The sequence below is a fragment of the Gleimia europaea ACS-120-V-Col10b genome, from assembly GCF_000411155.1.
Taxonomy (GTDB): domain Bacteria; phylum Actinomycetota; class Actinomycetes; order Actinomycetales; family Actinomycetaceae; genus Gleimia; species Gleimia europaea_B.
On record NZ_KE150266.1, the window covers coordinates 923752 to 942327 of the forward strand.

Consider the following 18576-nt stretch of genomic DNA (forward strand, 5'->3'; position numbering starts at 1 on the left):
GGGCAAATGCTAGGCGCGTAACTAAAGTTACGCCTCGGGATGACGGTGCTTGCCCCAGTAGCCGTCCGCAGCGAACAGACGCTCGATTACCTCATCCAGCATGCCTACGTCCGCGAGGACATCAAGCACGGTGTAACGAGGACGAATCTGCTGTGCCTTGGTGTGGGTTAGGCGGAAGCGATCCCAATCGATCTCGATCATCTCGGGGTGGTAAGGGGCCTTAGCATCCTTCAGCATGCGTGCAGCCTCTTCCGGCGAGACCAACTGGTCCTTCACGCGCTCCTTGATCTTTGGCCAAGCAGCCTTGATCTTCGCTAGACGCTCGCGTAGCTCGTCACCCTCCAGGTGCTTGCCAAGGGTGTGCTTCACAGCCTCCTCAACGATGCGTTCAGACTGGATTTCACGAACCTTCGCCTCAACTTCAGCCTTGGTGGGCTGCTTAGCTACTACCTCTTCAATGTCGAGATTTTCGAGGTCGAGCTTGAGCGTCTCTTCCCAGATCGCGCATGAGGCAACGGTGCCAACGCCCACCTTGAAGCCGTGCGATAACGGCGGCTCCCAGTCGAGGCCGTGGCCCTCCATCTCCCAAACGTGGGAGAACTGGTGGCCTGCGCCCGAAGCGGGGCGGGACGACTGCGCTGCCTGCATTGCAAGGCCTGACATGATGTTGCCTTCACCAAGCTTTGCGATCGCATCCACGTCGCCAGCGGCAATAGCCTTCGGATCCGCAAGCGTGTCACGTAGCGGCCCCTGGACGAGGCTCCACACGTAGTCATCAATCGCTTCAATGCCGAGCTCGTCGGCCAGCATCCAGTCAGCACCCGCCGGGATCTTTTCGATCAGGTCACCGTAGCCCGTAGCTGTGAGGCGCTGCGGGGCCTGTGCCATGACCTCAAGGTCTGCAACCAGGGCGGCCGGAGCCGGGCAGTTACGCGTGATTTTGAAGCCATCGCGCGAAATGGAAGCACCAAACGAGGCGAAACCGTCCACCGAAGCTGCGGTACAAACGTTCATGTACTCGCGGCCCAGCTCGCCAGAAGCGAGCTTAGCGATGTCGTTTAGCGTCCCGGCTGCGATGGAGCAGACCACGGTCTCATCACCCAGCGGACGAATAACCTCACGTAGCTTCGACACGTTATCGTAATCGCCGTAAAGGGTTGGCGTGCCGGGGAAAATGTACGGATCGGCAGCGAACTCAACGCCGGCGTCCTTAAGCGATTTAACTACCGCGTCACCGCAAGCACCATAGGTGTTGCCATCCGCTACGACGAGTACCTTCTTGCCGGGGAAGACTCGGGCGAAAAGCTCGCCCGTGCGGCTTACCGCATCGTGGTCAAAAAGGATTTCGCGTGTCTCAGTGGCTGTCTTTAGAGCAGTTTCGATCAATTTGCTTGTCATAACTAACTTCTTTCCCTAGTTGTTTGTTGCCACGTGGTCAACAGTCTTGTGGGTGAGCTCCTGCATCTGCGGGTACGCATCCATGTACTGCTGGAGGTAGAACTTGTATTCTTCGTGAGTTTCCATGTTGGGTTCGATGCGGTCCTTTTCGTGGACCATGTTGCGAACCGCGTCGTCGATCGACTTGTACTGGCCAGAGCCAACCGCTGCGAGGATGCACGATCCGAGCACAACGGCATCCCCCACCTCGGGAAGAACTACCGGCAGACCGGTAACATCCGCGTGCATCTGCATCCAGTCGCGCGACTTCGTTGCGCCGCCTGCAGCCACCAGCTCCGTAGGCTTCAAGCCCGCGTCGCTCATTGCCTTCAAAGTGTGTGCCGTGCCGTAGCAGACGGCTTCCTTGATGGCGTGGTATAGGTGCTCCGGGGTATGGTGCAGCGACAAGCCCCAAATGATGCCGCGTGCCTTCGAGTCGGTGTACGGCGTGCGGTTGCCCTGGAAGTACTCGTTAACGATGAGGCCATCCGAGCCTGGCGGAATGTGGGCAGAGGCCTTATCCAGGTACTGGTACGGGTTAAGTCCAACGCGCTCCGTTGCCATTACAACGTCACGGGCGAAGCCGTCCTTGAACCACTTAAGTACCGAACCGGATGAGACGAGGCCGCCCTCAACCGTGTACTGGCCCTTAATCACACCGTCCGTGTAGGAGCCGAAGAAGCCCTTGCCGTGAATCGGCTTGTCCGACTGGCCGTTGATGACCTGCGACGAACCGGTGGTGACCGCAATACGTCCCGGAGCAACAACGCCCATACCAATCTGGCCTGCCCACGCATCGGCACAGCCCTGCGCCACCGGAATGCCGGGAACTAGCGACATGTGGCTTGCAGCCGCCGGGGTTAGCGTACCGATCGGCGTACCGAGGTCCAGCACGGCCTCGGGAAGCTTGTCGAATACGTCACCACAGCCGATGTGCTCGTAAAATTCTACCGGCCAGCCGCCGTAATCACGGTTGTAATAGCCGCGCATTGCCGCCGAGTTAATATTAATGGTCCACTCGCCCGTCAGCTTGTAGGTCAGCCAGTCCGGGGCATCCAGCAGACGGTAGGCAGAATCGTAAAGCTCACGATCGTTCTCACGTAGCCACGCGGCCTTGAACGGGAACCACTCTGCGGTTGCACCCAGCGTGCCACCACCGTTGTATAGGCGAGCCCAGTGATCAATAGTCGATGCACGCGCAGCCTGCTTGGTAGCGCGCACGTCCATCCACATGATTGCGCGCGAAAGCTCTTTGCCGTTAACATCCATCGGCACAACTGTCATGGTGGTGGCGTCATAGGAAATGCCCGCGATCTTGCGTGCCGGAACACCCGTGTTGTTGAGAACCTGTGAAACAGACGCACCAAGTGCTTCCCACCAGTCAGCGGGAGATTGCTCCGCCCAACCCGGGTGCGGGTGGTAGGTGCGGTAAGGGGTGGCGGCAAAGCCAATCGGCTCGCCCTTCAGGTCGAAGATGGCGGCGCGGCAAGATTCCGTACCGAAGTCGATACCGAGCAGGTACGGACCTTCAAAACCCGGATTAACCATTGGAGTTCCTTTCAGCATCATTGCTATAAGTTACGAAATTTAAGTTTTTGCTTCCCGTGGCGGTCCGAGAATTACCGTCGCGGGGTACGACTTGTAGGGGTTGAAATCGCGCGGCGTTTCAACCTCTACAGGTCATGGGATTACCTGTTAGGCGTCGTCTTCCGTCCAGCCGTTTTCTTCCCAGATGTCAGCGGGGATAAGGCGGTCTAGTCGATCGATTACGTAGGTGGGGCGATCCTTCTCATCAAGTTCTGCGACCTCTTCGATCGTGGAATCACCCGTAAGCGGCATCGCTGAGAACATGCCCGTGCGTACAGCCATCTGAATATCGGTGTGAAGGCGATCCCCCACCATCATGCAGTTAGTGGGATCCACATCGAGGCCCGCGATGGCCTCTTCTAGCATGACCGGGTTAGGTTTGCCCGCGATCATCTGTACTTTTGTGCCCGTGCATGCCTCAATGGCGGCGATGATGGACGCGCAGTCTGGTTCGCCGCGTCCCCCTGGGAACGGGCAGTAGCGATCCGGGTTTGTTGCAACGAGGATTGCTCGCTTGTGGAACCAGATCGCATCGAAAGCAATCTGGAGCTTGCGGTAGTCAAAAGTGCGGTCATAGGAGGCTACGACAATGTCGATTTCCTCCGGATTGTCACTCATCTTGATACCTGCATCATTAAAGGCATCAATCAAAGGTTGCTCTGCAATGGGGAACACAACCGCGTCTGGACGGTGATCTTTAAGCCACCGAGTCATGGTCACAACGGTGTTCGCAATATCAGAGATATCAGTAGGAAGCCCAAGCTTGCTGAGTTTTTCTACGTACTGGCTCGGGTCTTTCGTCGGGTTATTAGAAAGGTAGCGAACCGGAATGTTGCGCCTGCGCAACTCCTCAATGGTTCGTTTCACACCCGGAAGGAGGTGGTCACCAAGGTAAATGGTGCCGTCCATATCAAATATGTAGGCATCGTAGAGTTTGGACGGAAAGCTCAAGGAAATTTTAGTGTCAGTCATTTTCCCAACTTGTGCTTTGCAGTTGTTTTCGAAACGCTTGTTATAGAAAAGGAGTGCCGGGAGTATGAGCTACTGCCCGGCACTCCTTAACTGTTTAGCTAGAGACCGTCTTAGGCTACGAGCATGCCCAGAACGAGCACGATCGTGGTGGACGGCCAGATTGCGAATGCCGGCGGGTCAATGTGGGTGTCGCCGTGCGCGTAGCAGAGGTGGTTGCCAACCTCAGCAATCGCAGCCGACATCACGCCGAACACTGCGCCGAGGATGAGCGCGAGAACGCCCGATCCGGTGGCTTCGAAGAAGGTTACGCCAGCCAGACCACCGATGATGGTGATGTGGTGGGAAACCGGGATCGTTACACCAAACACGAGCAGGAAGATCGTAATAGCGGAGATTGCGAACGGTAGCGTCTTCGCGTTCGCCATTAGGATCGCCGCGGTGTCCGGATCAAGCATGGCACCAGCGTGGTAGTAGACCATGGTTGCAACGCCTGCACCGAAGAGGCCACCAAGGGCGCCAATGGTGATCCACTGGCTCGGCTTCTCTTGCCAAGCAATCCAGCGCCTGTCGCCTTCGAGCTTACTTACCCAGCCGAACATGCCGGTGCTGGAGAATGCGGCGCGGGCGATGAGGCCCTGGATCACAACGGTGAAAGCAACGGTATCGGTGTGCGAACCGAACCACGGGATCATCGCAACAAGGTTGTTGATAACGTAGCCGAGCATACCGAACAGGGCGCCGACCAGGAGTACATCGGGCTCACCGAGTCCAGCCAGAGCCGTGTTGATATCACGGCCCTTGCCGGTGTCTTGTAGATGTCCCTTCTTAGCTGCGTACGCCGCTGCTGAAGCGGCACCGGCAAACGCGATGTGCGGGCCAAATACCGGGCCGAATGCCAAGTAGGAGAAGCCCACATCAGAGCCCGTTGCCATCGTGATACCGAAGCCAACGAGAATCAGGACGCCCGTGAAACCGAACGCAAAGTTACCACCGATAGCGGCGCCAAAGAAGCCGCCACCGGCTGCAGCGATAAGCCAGAACAAATCCATGTTTCCAAGGAATGTCAAAGCTGCATCTGGAGTCATTTGTCCACCTTTTGTTATTGGATGGTTTAACCATCTGTTATGGGAATATTTCGAAAACACGCAACGTTGCGCGCACGAAAATGCTGACAGGTAAACACTACCCAAGGGATTGCACTTTTGCCCAACAGTTCATCGTTGTGCACACTTGCTCAAAAATGTGATTCAGTCACTCACTTTTTCCCAGGTAGCGAAGTGGTTGAAAAGCTAGCACCCGTCGTAAGACTCGAGTGCCTCAACCTTCTGGGCAGACGGTGAGCTCGTGTCAAATTCGTAGCCCAACCATTCCTTTGCCAAACGCCTTGCCAACTCAATTCCGATGACACGCTGGCCGAAGGTTAGAACCTGAGCATTGTTTGACAGAATCAAACGCTCAACCGAGAACGAGTCATGGGCCACCGAAGCACGAATGCCCGGCACCTTGTTGGCAGCCATTGCCACGCCCATACCAGTACCACACACGAACAGTCCGCGATCAGCCTTGCCCTCTGCAATCATGCGAGCGGCCTTGACTGCAACGTGCGGGTAGTCAATATCTTCGCCAGCATGAATACCGGCGTCAATTACTTCATCTACCCGCTCGTCAGCCTCGAGATCTTTCTTCAGAATTTCCTTGTAATCAAGACCCGCCGAATCGGCGGCGACAACTATACGAAAACCCATAAACGTCTCCCTCCTTGGAGCATGTGGCGTGCATCATCGGCATCAATATATCACAAAACATGTCATTTTTAACAGACGTTGTTTTAGAAATAACATCAATGCCTTGAACTCAGTATACAAATATGGCCCCGATCACGGGGTCATATCGCAGTATTTAAAACTTGGGTTTCACATTTCGTTACTTCACGGCGTCGCGACAATAACCCTCGATCCAGAATCTTGAAGCATTTGCAGGTCATCCTCACTGGTCTCCGAGTCAACGACAATCACGTCAACATCCGCGAGCTTGCCAAAGGAATACATAGCGCGGCGCTTGAACTTAGTGTGATCCAAAAGCAAAATCGTTAGCTCAGATGATTCCATCATTTTTGCTTTCACGGCGGCAACGTCCGCATACGGGTGATAAACCGTCCCATTCCTAATACCCGAGGCGGAGATCAAGCAAATATCGGCGTGCACGGCTTCGAGGTTACTGATGGTAACCGGCCCCATGGTGGCGGCAGCCCAAGACTGATATTCCCCTCCCAACACCAGCAGAGAGTGGCGAGAGTCCTCCTCCAACTCGCGGGCAACTAGCAAAGAGTTGGTGATGACCGAAATTGGCGCGCAATCTGCGAGTTCGCGCAGCACCCACACTCCCGACGTTGAGTCATCGAGCATCACCGAACTGCCCGGGGGAATAAGCGATGCAACCGCCTTCGCTATCTGGCGCTTCGAAGTGGCTTCTTGCTTCAAACGATACGAGGCCGTGGCCTCATGCAAGCCCGAAGCTGCTGCCACCACCTTCCCACGATGCTTGTGCAAAATCCCCGCCGCCTCCAGGGCCGCCACATCGCGGTACACCGTCATAAGCGACACGCCGGTGTACGTAGCCAGGTCTTCAACCGAGACCTCGCCCATCTCAATGACGCGCTTAGCTATAGTGCGCCGACGCTGGCTTTGATCACCCGAGTTCCGGCTCATTCTCGAGACCAGCTTCGCATCACCCTCGCTCAATTTTGCCTCTTTCCAATTGCAATCCCAGCGTCAGAACTACCCGGAACCATATCCGCAGCCCGTTCCAAAAGCTTGCCAGCTGGCTCCCAATATGTCACTGATTTCAAGGTCGCATTTTCAAACTGCAGGCTCGTTAGCGAAGCTAACGAGCACTCGCGTTTACGCGGATCGTGCCAAAGAGGACGCCCCTCCACGAACGAACGCAGAGTCCAAATGGGCAACTGGTGAGAAACCATCAGCACCTCGCCGCCCTCGAACTGACCGAGCGCGTCAGAGACGGCCGCGCTCATGCGAGAAACCAAATCCGAATACGGCTCCGACCAAGACGGTTTGAACGGATTGACGTAACGCTTCCAATACTTTGGATGAACCAGCATCAGGCGGTTGCGATTCACAGCCTCGCCCTCGAACGTATTCCACGCCTCCACCAGGCGCTGGTCGCTCAAAATTGGTAGATCAAATGCGCGGGCCGTTGGCAAAGCCGTCTGCTGTGCGCGCAAAAGCGGGGACGCCACCACGCCGGCAATCTCGTGGCCACTGTCTACAAGAACGCTGGCAACCTCGCTCGCCATCTGCCGGCCAAGTTCAGTCAAACCAAAGCCGGGCATCCTCCCGTACAAGATCGCCTCGGGATTTTCCACCTCGCCGTGGCGCATCAAATGAATAACGGTTTGCAAAGCCGGCCTCCGAATCGTGACATATAGAAAAGGCCCCGCAAGTCGGGGCTTTTTCAAACAAAGAATTACTTCTTGTTACGGCGCTGGTGGCGCGTCTTACGAAGCAACTTGCGGTGCTTCTTCTTGGACATACGCTTGCGACGCTTCTTAATCACGGAGCCCATGCGGCCCTCCTAAAACTGTGGCTTTACCTTTAACCAAACATAGAGAATCTATAGAAAATCCGCCCAATTTGTCAAACAATACCGGCCTGCTATGACCCAGCTAACGGTTCCGTCACCAAAACCGCGAGCGCAATTGCTACGCGGAACGAATAGTTTTCAACGGCGAGTGAACTTTCCTCCTATAAATTAGTAAAGTTAGCGCATAAGCGTTTGAAGGAGGCAGTGTTGGATCCCTTTGCGCCGGGGGGCGAAGCCTTCCCTCGGGACACCCCTGCCCCGGGCTATCCAAACATTCAGCCGACTGCGATCTATCAGTCACACGAGCCCACGCTCCGCGAGCGTTTGCGCGGGAAGATCGACCACTGGGCAAAAACCTATCCGGCGCGCCTCGCGATGATTGTTTTTGCCTCCATCATCGCGGTAACTACCGCACTGCTCAGCCTGCCAATCGCCACTCAATCAGGCCGGCGCGCCCCATTTGCTGACGCCCTGTTCAACGCGACCTCCGCAGTTGCCGTCACCGGCCTTGCCAGTGTAGATACAGCTAACTACTGGTCCCTTTTTGGACAGATCGTGCTCGCAACCGCGATCTCAATCGGCGGTATGGGTGTTATGACCCTGGCGTCAATACTCGGCCTTGCCGTGTCTCGTCACCTCGGCCTCACCCAACGCATGCTGGCCGCAACAGAAACAAAAACGGCGGCGCTCGGCCAAGTAGGTTCGCTACTGCGAATGGTTATTCTCACCGCACTAACTATGGATTTCCTGCTGTTCGCCGTGTTGTTCCCCCGCTTCCTCACCCTTGGATATCAGTTCAAAGAAGCTCTGTGGTATGCGATCTTCATGGCGATTTCGATCTTCAACAACGCCGGATTCGTAGTCATTCCCGAGGGGCTGGAACAGTTCACCTCAGACCTGTGGGTCATCGCTCCAATCGTCGTGGGCACCGCAGTGGGCGCACTCGGCTTCCCCGTTATCATGGATCTGACCCGAAACTGGAAGCAGCCGCGCCGCCTCACCCTGCACTCCAAGCTCACTATCACCACCTACATCACGCTGGCTATCGCCGGCTCGCTGGTGATCGGAGCGCTCGAATGGAACAACGTCAACAGCATGGGCACCCTCTCTGCGCAAGATCGGATCGCCCACTCCGTGCTTGCGGGCGTCAACGGGCGTTCCTCGGGCATCTCCATCTTGGACGAGAGCCAGATGCACGCCACCACCTGGTGGATCCAAGACGCCCTCATGTTCATCGGGGGCGGCTCCGCATCCACGGGCGGCGGCATCAAAGTAACCACCCTGGCCGTCCTTGCCCTCGCCGTCCTCGCGGAAGCGCGCGGTGACCGCGACATTGAAGCTTTCGGACGGCGCATTTCTTCTTCCACCGTGAGGCTCGCGGTTGCGGTCACCATGATTGGCGCGTTCCTAGTGGGCATTGCAACCATGATCCTGCTGGCCGTCACGCCCTACTCACTCGACCGCGTCCTGTTTGAAGCTATCAGCGCGTTCGGCACTTGTGGCCTGTCCACCGGCATCACCGCTGATCTGCCCGACACTGGCAAACATACCCTGTCTGCGCTCATGTACCTGGGGCGAACCGGGCCTATGACCATCGCGGCAGCCCTCGCCTTGCGTGAACGCCGCCGCGTGATTCGCCAACCGCAAGAAAACCCGATTATCGGCTAGAAGGCCCCTCACGCTTTACACTTGAGTGGAACTGATATGAACTTGCGAAACTGCAAACGCAAAGTTTTAGGGAGGAAACGTGGCTGAATCCGATTGGAAACAATCGTCCGGCACGCTCGTGATTGGCCTGGGGCGCTTCGGATCGGCTGTAGCGGCAACGCTGGGACGATTGAAGCGAGAAATCATGGCCGTCGAATCAGACCCGCGCAAAGTACAGATCTTCGCCGGCCGCATCCCCCTTGTGGAGGCCGATGCAACTAACATGGAGGCACTAGAACAGCTCGGGGCACGCGAGTTCTCCTCCGCCGTGGTGGGGGTGGGCACCTCCCTGGAGGCGTCCGTGCTTATTACCGCTAACCTGGTAGACCTTGGAATCCCCTCGATCTGGGCGAAAGCAACCTCGCGTGAACACGGCCGCATTCTGCGGCGCATCGGCGCCCACCACGTTGTCTACCCCGAGTTTGACGCGGGCCAGCGCACCGCCCACCTGGTTGGTGGGCGCATGCTTGACTACATCGAGATGGACAAGCAGGGCTTTGCCATCATGAAGATGCGCCCACCCAAAGAAGTGCAGGGCTTTACCCTTGCAGAATCTGACGTGCGCGCCAAGTACGGCGTCAACGTGCTTGGAGTTTTGCGCCCCGGGCGCGCCTTCGAATACGCATCCTCGGATACGCGCATTGACCGCGAAGACATCATCATCGTCTCGGGGGATGGCTCACTTTTGGAGTACTTCGCCAACCGGCCTTAAAATTCCTTCCCCGTTTGAAGCGACCACCTCGCACATGAAAAGTGGCGGTTTTCCTTGCATTTGCTTAGAAAACCGCCGCTTATTTTTGCCTCTAGCACCCGCTCTCGGGAGCTGGCACTTTAGTGCGCGCTCTCTTTTTCCTTCGCTTTCCGCGCTTTCACGCGATCCTTTTCGAGATTCACCGCCGCGTCCTCGACGTAAATGTACTTACCGCGGTCAAGGCGCTCATATTCTTTTTGCTCATCCGGGTTTGGCCTTGGTGGCACCTCCACCGGGTCTGGCTCAATGCGCTGCCACGGAATCTCATTCAAAATGTCGTTAATGACGTTGATACGCGAACGTTTCTTATCTTCAGACTCCACCGTGCGCCAACGCGCCCACGGCGTATCCGTTGCCGCAAACATGGCGTCCTTCGCGCGCGAGTATTCCTCCCACCTCGTGATCGATTCCACGTCAATCGGGGAGAGCTTCCAGCGGCGCATCGGATCAGATGAGCGGGAGCGGAACCGCGCTTCCTGCTCGTCTGCGGACACCGAGAACCAGTATTTGATCACGCGAATACCGTCATCTACCAACATGCGTTCAAACTCGGGGGCCTGGCGCAAGAAACGGTGGTATTCCTCTGGTGAACAGAATCCCATCACGCGCTCCACGCCCGCCCGGTTGTACCAAGAGCGGTCAAAAATGACGATCTCGCCAGCCGACGGCAAATGCTGCACGTAGCGCTGGAAGTACCACTGCGTACTCTCCCGCTCCGTTGGCTTCGGCAGGGCAACCACGCGCGCGTGGCGCGGATTCAAATATTGGGTGACGCGCTTAATTGCGGACCCCTTGCCCGCAGCGTCGCGTCCCTCAAACAGAATGATGATGCGTTCCCCCTGGGCAATAACCCACTGCTGCATCTCCACGAGTTCAGCTTGGAGCCGCTTCAGCTCCTTCTCGTACGCCTTCTTATCGAGCTTGGGCAGATTATCGTTTTGCGAAATGCTATCGGTGCTTGACATGTCTCAACTCTAACGCGCACGGCCCGCGCCCTGCCCGGTTTGGACAGATGAAATGACCGGCGCCTTTTTTGCGCGGCTTCGAGCCATGTTTGCGTGGTTTCAATCCACAAAGTCAACGCCGCCAATTTTCTTGTCCGTGCCCACTGCTAACCTTTTATTAACGACAGAAAGAAGGGGACGTGGCGAAGAAACCTACCGAGCACTTCGAGTGTAGCGAATGCGGCTGGACCACCACCAAGTGGGTGGGTCAGTGCCGTGAGTGTAGCGCGTGGGGAACCTTGGAACAAGCACAGACTTTCGCGGCTCCCTCCCAGGCCGGGGGCGCGAAAGCCCTCACCCCTTCTTCTCCCGCTGCTCCGATCTCAAAGGTGTCCGCCGAGATTGCGCGCTACCGTTCCACGGGAGTGTCCGAGTTTGACAGGGTTCTTGGCGGTGGAATCGTTCCCGGTGCAGTGGTACTACTGGCTGGCGATCCCGGGGTTGGCAAATCCACTCTCTTGCTGGACGTTGCCGCCCGGTCTGCGGCCGACACGGCGGGGAGCGGGCCGGTGCTCTACATTTCTGCAGAGGAATCTGCTTCTCAGATTCGCCTGCGTGCAGAACGCATCGGGGCGCTTCACGACAACCTTCTGCTGGCCGCAGAGGCAAACCTGGAGACCATTTTGGGACACGTGGACGCAACGAACCCGAGCCTGCTGATCGTGGACTCCGTGCAGACTATTTACACCCTCGACATGGAGGGCTCCGCCGGCGGCGTGTCCCAAGTGCGTGCGGTTGCTGCCCGCCTCATCAGAGCCGCAAAAGAACGCAACCTCCCCGTTATCTTGGTTGGTCATGTCACCAAAGACGGTGGCATTGCCGGCCCGCGTATTCTTGAACACCTGGTGGACGTTGTCTGTCAGTTTGAAGGCGATCGGCACGCGCGCTTGCGCCTGCTTCGTGCCGTCAAAAATCGTTACGGACCAACAGATGAAGTGGGGTGTTTCGACCTACGAGATTCGGGAATCGTGGGGCTGCCAGACCCCTCCGGACTGTTCCTGTCCCACACCGGCACAACCACGCCCGGCACGTGCATCACCGTCACCCTGGAAGGACGCCGACCCATGCCCACAGAAGTGCAAGCCCTCGTAGCCCATACCAATGCGGGAAGCCCGCGACGAACCACCTCGGGAATCGACCATTCGCGCGTTGCGATGATGCTTGCCGTGTGCCAAGCCCGCCTGGGCGTGGACACCTCCACCACCGACGTGTACGTATCCACCGTTGGAGGGGCAAAAACCTCCGAACCTGCAGCCGACATGGCCACTGCCCTCGCCATTATGTCCGCCGCGTGGAACCGTCCCGTCAAAACCGAACTCGTAGCCATCGGAGAAGTGGGATTAACCGGAGAGATTCGGGCAACAGCCGGCGTGCAACGCCGCCTAACTGAAGCCGCGAGACTAGGATTTAAACAGGCCATCGTTCCCAGCACCGGAAGCGAAGACCTCAAAGCAGTTAATGGACTCACCATCTACCCGGTGACCGACCTGGCAACGGCCGCCAAAGTCGGCCTCGCTCAGCCAGACACCGCGGTGTGCAGAAGAAAAGAATGACCATGACAACCGCAGAACACGAAACCATGCGCAAAGCCCTTAAGGCCCTCGCCCCCGGCACCGACCTACGCGAAGGCCTTGAACGCATCCAGCGTGGGCACACCGGCGCCCTCATCGTGCTCGGCTACAACAAAGATGTCGAAGCCCTGTGCTCGGGCGGTTTCGAACTCGACGTCGCATTCTCTGGCCCGCGCCTGCGGGAACTGTCAAAAATGGACGGCGCCGTCATCATTTCTTCCGACTACAAGCGCATCCGCCGTGCCAACGTGCAACTAATCCCGCACGCCGCTGTTTCCACCGTGGAATCCGGTATGCGCCACCGCACCGCTGAACGCATGGCCCGCCAAACCGGGATACCCGTCATCTCCCTTTCCGCCTCCATGCGAGTCATCACCGTCTACGTTGGCTCCCTCCGCCGTAGCCTGGAAGAACCCGAAGCGCTACTATCGCGAGCCAACCTTGCCCTCGACACGCTCGACCGCTACTCGCAGCGCCTCGAAGAAGACCTCGCTACCCTCACCGTGCTCGAACAGCGTGAAACCGTTACCGTCCGCGACGTTGCCACCACCCTCCAACGCATGGAAATGATCAGGCGTATCCACACCGAGATTTCCGGCTACCTCGAAGAGCTCGGCACCGAGGGCCGCCTCATCGAACTGCAGCTGGATGATCTTTTGCGCGGTTCCGCATCCGAACGCGCCCTGGTGATCCGTGACTACATTCGCCAGCCGGAGCGCATCAGTGAAGTAGAATCCGAACTGTCTAACCTTGACGGAGAAGGCATGGTTGATCTGGCTCGCATTGCCGCAGCAATCGGCCAACCCGTAGTAGACGCATCCGACTTCGACCGCATTATCTGCCCGCGCGGCTACCGCTCCCTCACCATGGTTCCGCGCCTACCCTGGAACATCATCGAACAGCTCGTCAAAAAGTGGGACACGCTCACCAAACTGCGTGAAGCCACCGTCGAGGAGCTCCAAACCATTGAAGGCGTTGGCCCCTACCGCGCCAGCCTCATCTACAACTCGCTCAACAGGCAACACGCAGCTGCGTCCCCCGAAGCCGTCGGCTGGTAGCTCCAGCTACTCCCGCGGCTGCACAACCTGAACCAGCAGGTCAGCCTTCGCCTCACCCAAATAGTTCACGTGTAGCACGTACGTGCCTGCGGCGCCCGCGTCACCTGCTTCACAACCCTCGTAGTCGCGGCCGTCCCAAGACAAAGTCGTGTTCCAACTGCGCCCCGGCCCAATCAAAAGCGGCAGTGACGCATCTGCGGGTGCGCACTTCAACGAGTCCACCAGCTCATACGAGCCCGACGTGACGCGCACGCCCAATGACTTTGCCGACCCGTCAGCAAGACACGCGTCCGCACCCCGATTCGTCACCGTAACTGCGGCGTTCCACGGGCCCCCAACCGGAATAGATCGGTCATAACTCGTGATCTGAAAATCCAGATCCGCAGCTCGACACTCCGCGATAGGCTTCACCGCGTCCTGTTCTTGCACTGCCTGCAAACTCTGCTGGCGCTGTTCCAAACTCTTCGTTGCCGAAGCACTCAAGAAATAGATACCTAACCCCAGCGCGGCCAAAATCAGGAGCCCCACAAGAATCAAATGCCCCCGCGTAAACCCCGCGCTGGGCCGCGCGGCGGAACCAGACTTCCTCTTCACGGTGCGCGCCGCCTGCGGCTTCTTCGCCTGCGAGGTATTCCGCCTCGCTACCACGCGGCTCGGTTCAGCCGCTCCGCCGCCCCGGCCTGAAGGAGCCTGCCTCCTCGTTGAACTACCGGCCTCAGACCTGCGCGAAGCCGATGGGCGCGCAGAGCTGGACGATCTGCCCCCACCGCTTTGGGGCCACACTTCCCAATCCCCCGCGCCCTTGCCGTTACCATTTTTTGGAGCCACTAGCTCACGCCCTGCCCTACACCCGAAGAACCGGCGTCTTCATCATCATCCAAATGGCACCAACGCTCAACCACGACTGCCACCACCAGTAGCACTGCGGCTCCGAGCGCCGACACGATAGCTCCCAGCATCGACGTTTGCACATACTCGGCGTGCGCGTTGCGGAGCATTGCCAGCGTCGCGCCAAAGAAAAATCCGATAGTAGCCGCAGACACCCACGCCGCAGAGTATGCGAACATCGCCACGTTCATTGCTCCCGTAGCGCTTATCCGCCTGGCCTCACCCTTTCGTAACGCGTGTACCCGCCGGCCAAAAAAGAACAGCACTGCGGCAATCGCCAAGAAAAGAAGACCCGAGTACGGGGTGAACATGAACGTTGGGAGTAGCACCAGTACCAGCGCCCCCACGGCCGTGGTAGCGGCAAACAGTATGACGAGGCTAGATACGCTCAGCGGCTTCACGACGTCTCATTCTCTTCGCCTCGCTTCACAATCGGGATGGCGCCCGTAACTGTTGGGCGTACGATCGTGCGACGCGACGGGCGGACAGGCTCCTCAGACAACGGGATGAGGCCAGATGCGAAATCCTCTGCCAACCCCGACTCAAGGCGTGGCCTGCGCGTAGAAGCGTCATCCTCCTGGCGCTCATCAGCGCGGTGTAGCTCGTCGGGCTCGTCAATAATCCTCTGCTCAGGTATCCGATCCCAGTGAGGCAAGCCGATATCGCGGTCATTAACAGACCTCATCTGTTGCGTCCTATCATCAGAGATTTGATGCTGCCCCGCAACAGGAGTTGACGCAGATGGAGCGGCCTGTGCTTCTCTTTGCTTTAGTGAAGGCCTCGTCGCTGACCCTTGGGAGGGGGCACGCGGAGGTAGCGGCATCCAGCGAGGTTTCGCCTTTGGTGCGGATTCCTCCTCCTCTAGAGAGGACACCCAAGCGTCATGCCCATACCTCTGGCCATCAGTTGGCGTGGCATCCTCTTGGTTCACCTCGTTCCTTCTGCCCCCAGTGGGTTTGCGGGTTACATCCGCCTTCTTCCGAAAACGCATTTGCGGCAACACACTCGTCCTGCCGCTACTCTCCTCGCGCCCAACGCTAACGCCCAGTACGGTTGCGCGGAAGATCGCATCATCACGGGCAGCGTCTTCAACCCACTGCGTTGCAACCTGTTCAATGTCCTGATCCGCGATTTCCGGCACCAAAACGTCCGCGCGGCCATAGCGGCCAACACGCGCATTCGGGTCGATCTGAAGCCAAGGCACCAGCACAAATGCACGCTCGTGGGCACGCGGATGCGGAAGTATAAGCTTTGGATCATCACTACGTAGCGATCCGTACGTGATGATGTCGAGGTCCAGGGTACGCGGCCCCCAATGCTCAGTGCGCACGCGCCCAAACGCGTTTTCAATCATCTGCGTAGCATTGAGCAGATCTAGCGGAGCCAGCGCGGTGCGTACCTGCGCGACGGCGTTGTAGTAGTCGGTCTGCGCCGCCTGACCGGGCGCGAGCATAGGCGCGGACCGGAACAGCGCCGACAAGCCAGTCACAGAAATATCCGGCATGGCATCGAGCATGAGGACGGCCTCTGCGAGTGTCTTCCACGGCGTTCCCATGTTGGCGCCCAGAGCAATTATGGCGGTAACAGGCTCCGCCGGAGTTTTCGTCAGCCCCTCGTGATCTACATACGAGTCCATGAGCGTAGCGTGTAGCGGTGACGACAGGGAAGGCAGCGATGGTTTAACCGATTTCGATACCGGACGCGGATCTCCTACCTGCCAGTCTTGCATGGACCGAGCAATGGGAGTGCAAGCTGGATTTTCCAGGTCTTGTTCCAGCTGCTTACGGTGAGTGGCAAGCCACTGTTCGCGCTCCGCGCGGCGTTTCGCTGTGTTCATCATCTGCGCGTGCAAGGGAGAATCCGAGTCCGTCAGCCGCGGTTCAGCCGCTACTGTAGTTTCAACCTTCGGCGTGCGCGTATTGGTGGGGCTAGGCTTTGCCTCGTGCTTCGCGCTCCGAGCAGGCCGGGGAACCTTTACCTCATTCTTTGACTTATCTGCCTTCAACTGGTCGTACACGCTACCTCGACGTTTAGGCAACGCGCTGACCTGGTGTTCTCGACCCACCTGGCCCGCAGAGTGCGCGTCAGCTGCGCTGCGCGTAACCGTTGGCTCAGCTTTTCCGCTCATAGCAAGCGATCCGACCGCAGACATTGCTAATCCGGGCTCAGAAGAAGTTTTGCGCGTGCGGCTGATGGTCACGGAAACATCAGAAAACTCAAGACCTATCGGAGCGTCAGGCTTGTGCACCACGACTTCAACAATTTGGACCACCTCATACATCAACACGACTTGAGCGATCCTCTGCGCGAGCGTCTCAATTAGCGAAACAGGCGGCCCGGCAAGGACTGCACTCACTTCGGAGGCAATCTCGGAATAGTCAACCGTTTGGGTCAAATCATCGCCCCGCGCTGCGCGCCGCGTGTCCAGGTACATGATCACGTCAACAGTGAACTTCTGGCCCTCGCGGCGTTCAAACGCATAAACGCCATGCCGCCCAATGGTGGTGAGGCCCAAGATTTTGACTACGTCAAGGTCACTCTTACCGCGATCCATCATGAGCCTCCCTTCTACCAATCGTTCCAAATTATTTCACAGATGCGCGATTCCACTGCTCGGCCGCGCGCAGGGCGGCCAAATTTCCCCTCGCTTCGTGAACCCGCACAGCCCACGGGCGCCACTTGGCGATCAGCGCGGTGAGGGCAACCGTCAGCTCATCCACATCCGCCAACTCGTCCGCACAGCCCTTAATGAAACGTTTCCGCGAGTGTCCAATCAGAAACGGAAATGGGGATCTGGTAATCATTTCGTCAAGGCCACCCAGCAGCTGCCAGTTAGCCTCCATAGTTTTCGCAAACCCCAGGCCGGGATCCAGCACGATCCGCTCCGGCTTCACTCCGGCGGCCAACACGGCCTCAACCTGGCGGTCAAGCTCGCCAAGCACCGTATCAACGCTACCAGTTTCGAGGATGTCCTCATCCGGCGCTCCGGGAAGGCCACGCCAATGCTGAATAATGCACACCGCGTCCGTTTCCGCCATAACCCGCGCCATCTGTGGATCCCAGCAGGCACCGGACACGTCGTTAATGATGTGCGCGCCGGCCTCACACATTGCCTGCGCAGTTGCCGCGTGGACCGTATCTACAGACACCACCACGCCCTCGCCTACCAGCGCGCGCACCACATCCACGATGCGTGAGATTTCCTCACTGGCACTAATGCGCTTCGAGTTTGGCCGGGTAGATTCACCGCCCACATCAATAATGTCCACACCCTGGCTCACCAGTTCCAGACCGCGCGATACCGCCCGATCCGTAGCAAACCACTTTCCGCCATCCGAGAACGAATCCGGCGTTACATTCACAATGCCCATCAGCAGAGTGCGGCCCTCAGGTAGCGAAACGCCGTTGAATTGCGGAGCCAAGAAACTCATTACTTGCGCCCCTCCATCACCAAGGTCATGATTTCCTGGCGAGTTGCCGGCGAATTCATCACGCCGCGCAATGCCGACGTGACAGTCCACGAACCCGGTTTGCGCACGCCGCGCATAGTCATGCACATGTGTTCGGCCTCAATAATCACGCAAGCGCCCTGCGGCTTCAGCTTAGTCACGAGAGCGTCCGCGATCTGCGATGTGAGGCGCTCTTGCACCTGCGGGCGACGTGCGTAGCCCTCCACGAGGCGAGCCAGCTTAGACAGCCCCGTCACCGTGCTGTTAGCCGGGATGTAAGCCACATGTGCCTTGCCGTAGAACGGAAGCAGGTGGTGTTCACAAACCGAATAAAAATCGATGTCGCGAACCAGCACCATCTCTTCGTGTTCCACCCGAAAATGCGTCTGCAGGTGGACGGACGGATCCTCTTCCAAACCGCCCACGATCTCTGCCCAAGCCCGGGACATGCGCGCCGGAGTATCAACCAGGCCCTCGCGGGAAGGATCCTCCCCGATAGCTACCAGCAGGTCACGCACAGCTCGCTCAACACCAGCCGCGTCATAAGCCATG

18 protein-coding genes are annotated in these 18576 nt (G+C 58.0%); 4 read left to right on the forward strand and 14 right to left on the reverse strand.

From position 1 onward, the window contains the following. Positions 1–27: 27 nt before the first annotated feature. The 8 genes from HMPREF9238_RS04235 to HMPREF9238_RS08775 form a co-directional block, all read right to left on the reverse strand. The gene (locus HMPREF9238_RS04235) at positions 28–1398 is read right to left on the reverse strand and encodes a sn-glycerol-1-phosphate dehydrogenase (protein ID WP_016444212.1); all 1371 of its coding nucleotides are present in this window, start codon (positions 1396–1398) and stop codon (positions 28–30) included. A gap of 15 nt (positions 1399–1413) precedes the next feature. Continuing rightward, positions 1414–2985: an FGGY-family carbohydrate kinase gene (locus HMPREF9238_RS04240; RefSeq protein WP_016444213.1), complete on the reverse strand. Its 1572-nt coding sequence runs from the start codon at positions 2983–2985 to the stop codon at positions 1414–1416. 147 nt (positions 2986–3132) lie between these two features. Then, complete coding sequence (locus HMPREF9238_RS04245; RefSeq protein ID WP_016444214.1) at positions 3133–3996, reverse strand: HAD-IIA family hydrolase; 864 nt, start codon at positions 3994–3996, stop codon at positions 3133–3135. A gap of 110 nt (positions 3997–4106) precedes the next feature. Further along, positions 4107–5081, reverse strand: coding sequence for a DUF7973 family transport facilitator (locus HMPREF9238_RS04250; RefSeq protein WP_016444215.1), 975 nt, complete (start codon positions 5079–5081; stop codon positions 4107–4109). A 204-nt stretch (positions 5082–5285) separates the two neighbouring features. Then, a complete protein-coding gene (locus tag HMPREF9238_RS04255) occupies positions 5286–5741 on the reverse strand; it encodes a ribose-5-phosphate isomerase (RefSeq protein ID WP_016444216.1) in 456 nt (151 codons plus the stop codon). Positions 5742–5924: 183 nt separating this feature from the next. Continuing rightward, positions 5925–6737 (reverse strand): DeoR/GlpR family DNA-binding transcription regulator, encoded by an 813-nt coding sequence (locus HMPREF9238_RS04260; RefSeq protein ID WP_016444217.1) that lies wholly within the window; start codon positions 6735–6737, stop codon positions 5925–5927. Next, the gene (locus tag HMPREF9238_RS04265; RefSeq protein WP_016444218.1) at positions 6734–7414 is read right to left on the reverse strand and encodes a histidine phosphatase family protein; all 681 of its coding nucleotides are present in this window, start codon (positions 7412–7414) and stop codon (positions 6734–6736) included. The genes HMPREF9238_RS04260 and HMPREF9238_RS04265 overlap by 4 nt, the downstream gene beginning before the upstream one ends. A gap of 65 nt (positions 7415–7479) precedes the next feature. Next, positions 7480–7578, reverse strand: a complete 99-nt coding sequence (locus HMPREF9238_RS08775) for a 30S ribosomal protein bS22 (protein ID WP_005504750.1) — start codon at positions 7576–7578, stop codon at positions 7480–7482. A gap of 222 nt (positions 7579–7800) precedes the next feature. Between HMPREF9238_RS08775 and HMPREF9238_RS04270 the strand changes: the two genes are divergently transcribed. Continuing rightward, positions 7801–9264 (forward strand): TrkH family potassium uptake protein, encoded by a 1464-nt coding sequence (locus tag HMPREF9238_RS04270; RefSeq protein WP_434056928.1) that lies wholly within the window; start codon positions 7801–7803, stop codon positions 9262–9264. A 79-nt stretch (positions 9265–9343) separates the two neighbouring features. Next, positions 9344–10015: a potassium channel family protein gene (locus tag HMPREF9238_RS04275; protein WP_016444220.1), complete on the forward strand. Its 672-nt coding sequence runs from the start codon at positions 9344–9346 to the stop codon at positions 10013–10015. Between the two features lie 119 nt (positions 10016–10134). Here the strand turns inward: HMPREF9238_RS04275 and ppk2 are convergent, their stop codons facing one another. Continuing rightward, the gene (ppk2, locus tag HMPREF9238_RS04280; protein WP_016444221.1) at positions 10135–11019 is read right to left on the reverse strand and encodes a polyphosphate kinase 2; all 885 of its coding nucleotides are present in this window, start codon (positions 11017–11019) and stop codon (positions 10135–10137) included. 179 nt (positions 11020–11198) lie between these two features. On the opposite strand from ppk2, the gene radA reads away from it, so the two are divergent. Both radA and disA read left to right on the forward strand, forming a co-directional pair. Then, entirely contained in the window at positions 11199–12611 is a 1413-nt protein-coding gene (radA, locus tag HMPREF9238_RS04285; RefSeq protein ID WP_016444222.1) for a DNA repair protein RadA, read from the forward strand. Beyond that, a complete protein-coding gene (gene disA / locus HMPREF9238_RS04290) occupies positions 12608–13687 on the forward strand; it encodes a DNA integrity scanning diadenylate cyclase DisA (RefSeq protein WP_016444223.1) in 1080 nt (359 codons plus the stop codon). The genes radA and disA overlap by 4 nt, the downstream gene beginning before the upstream one ends. A gap of 6 nt (positions 13688–13693) precedes the next feature. Here disA and HMPREF9238_RS04295 read toward each other — a convergent pair whose 3' ends face one another. From HMPREF9238_RS04295 to folE, 5 genes are read right to left on the reverse strand one after another with little or no spacing between them, the layout of a single operon-like run. Continuing rightward, positions 13694–14515, reverse strand: a complete 822-nt coding sequence (locus HMPREF9238_RS04295) for a hypothetical protein (RefSeq protein ID WP_016444224.1) — start codon at positions 14513–14515, stop codon at positions 13694–13696. Beyond that, the gene (locus tag HMPREF9238_RS04300) at positions 14515–14976 is read right to left on the reverse strand and encodes a DUF3180 family protein (RefSeq protein ID WP_016444225.1); all 462 of its coding nucleotides are present in this window, start codon (positions 14974–14976) and stop codon (positions 14515–14517) included. The genes HMPREF9238_RS04295 and HMPREF9238_RS04300 overlap by 1 nt, the downstream gene beginning before the upstream one ends. Then, positions 14973–17132 carry a 2-amino-4-hydroxy-6-hydroxymethyldihydropteridine diphosphokinase gene (gene folK, locus HMPREF9238_RS08600; RefSeq protein ID WP_051109772.1) on the reverse strand — a complete coding sequence of 720 codons (2160 nt, stop codon included), beginning with the start codon at positions 17130–17132 and terminating at the stop codon, positions 14973–14975. Before folK ends, HMPREF9238_RS04300 begins: the two co-directional genes overlap by 4 nt. 28 nt (positions 17133–17160) lie before the next feature. Then, complete coding sequence (gene folP / locus HMPREF9238_RS04310) at positions 17161–18006, reverse strand: dihydropteroate synthase (protein ID WP_016444227.1); 846 nt, start codon at positions 18004–18006, stop codon at positions 17161–17163. Beyond that, on the reverse strand, positions 18006–18575 hold the full coding sequence (folE, locus tag HMPREF9238_RS04315) for a GTP cyclohydrolase I FolE (RefSeq protein WP_016444228.1): 570 nt from the start codon (positions 18573–18575) through the stop codon (positions 18006–18008). Before folE ends, folP begins: the two co-directional genes overlap by 1 nt. Position 18576: the final 1 nt, after the last annotated feature.

Bases quoted from the DNA above. Each gene is read 5' to 3' on its own strand.
- HMPREF9238_RS04235 (WP_016444212.1), bottom strand. From the start codon at position 1,398: ATGACAAGCAAATTGATCGAAACTGCTCTAAAGACAGCCACTGAGACA.
- HMPREF9238_RS04240 (WP_016444213.1), bottom strand. From the start codon at position 2,985: ATGGTTAATCCGGGTTTTGAAGGTCCGTACCTGCTCGGTATCGACTTC.
- HMPREF9238_RS04245 (WP_016444214.1), bottom strand. From the start codon at position 3,996: ATGACTGACACTAAAATTTCCTTGAGCTTTCCGTCCAAACTCTACGAT.
- HMPREF9238_RS04250 (WP_016444215.1), bottom strand. From the start codon at position 5,081: ATGACTCCAGATGCAGCTTTGACATTCCTTGGAAACATGGATTTGTTC.
- HMPREF9238_RS04255 (WP_016444216.1), bottom strand. From the start codon at position 5,741: ATGGGTTTTCGTATAGTTGTCGCCGCCGATTCGGCGGGTCTTGATTAC.
- HMPREF9238_RS08775 (WP_005504750.1), bottom strand. From the start codon at position 7,578: ATGGGCTCCGTGATTAAGAAGCGTCGCAAGCGTATGTCCAAGAAGAAG.
- ppk2 (WP_016444221.1), bottom strand. From the start codon at position 11,019: ATGTCAAGCACCGATAGCATTTCGCAAAACGATAATCTGCCCAAGCTC.
- disA (WP_016444223.1), top strand. From the start codon at position 12,608: ATGACCATGACAACCGCAGAACACGAAACCATGCGCAAAGCCCTTAAG.
- folK (WP_051109772.1), bottom strand. From the start codon at position 17,132: ATGATGGATCGCGGTAAGAGTGACCTTGACGTAGTCAAAATCTTGGGC.
- folP (WP_016444227.1), bottom strand. From the start codon at position 18,006: ATGAGTTTCTTGGCTCCGCAATTCAACGGCGTTTCGCTACCTGAGGGC.
- folE (WP_016444228.1), bottom strand. From the start codon at position 18,575: ATGGCTTATGACGCGGCTGGTGTTGAGCGAGCTGTGCGTGACCTGCTG.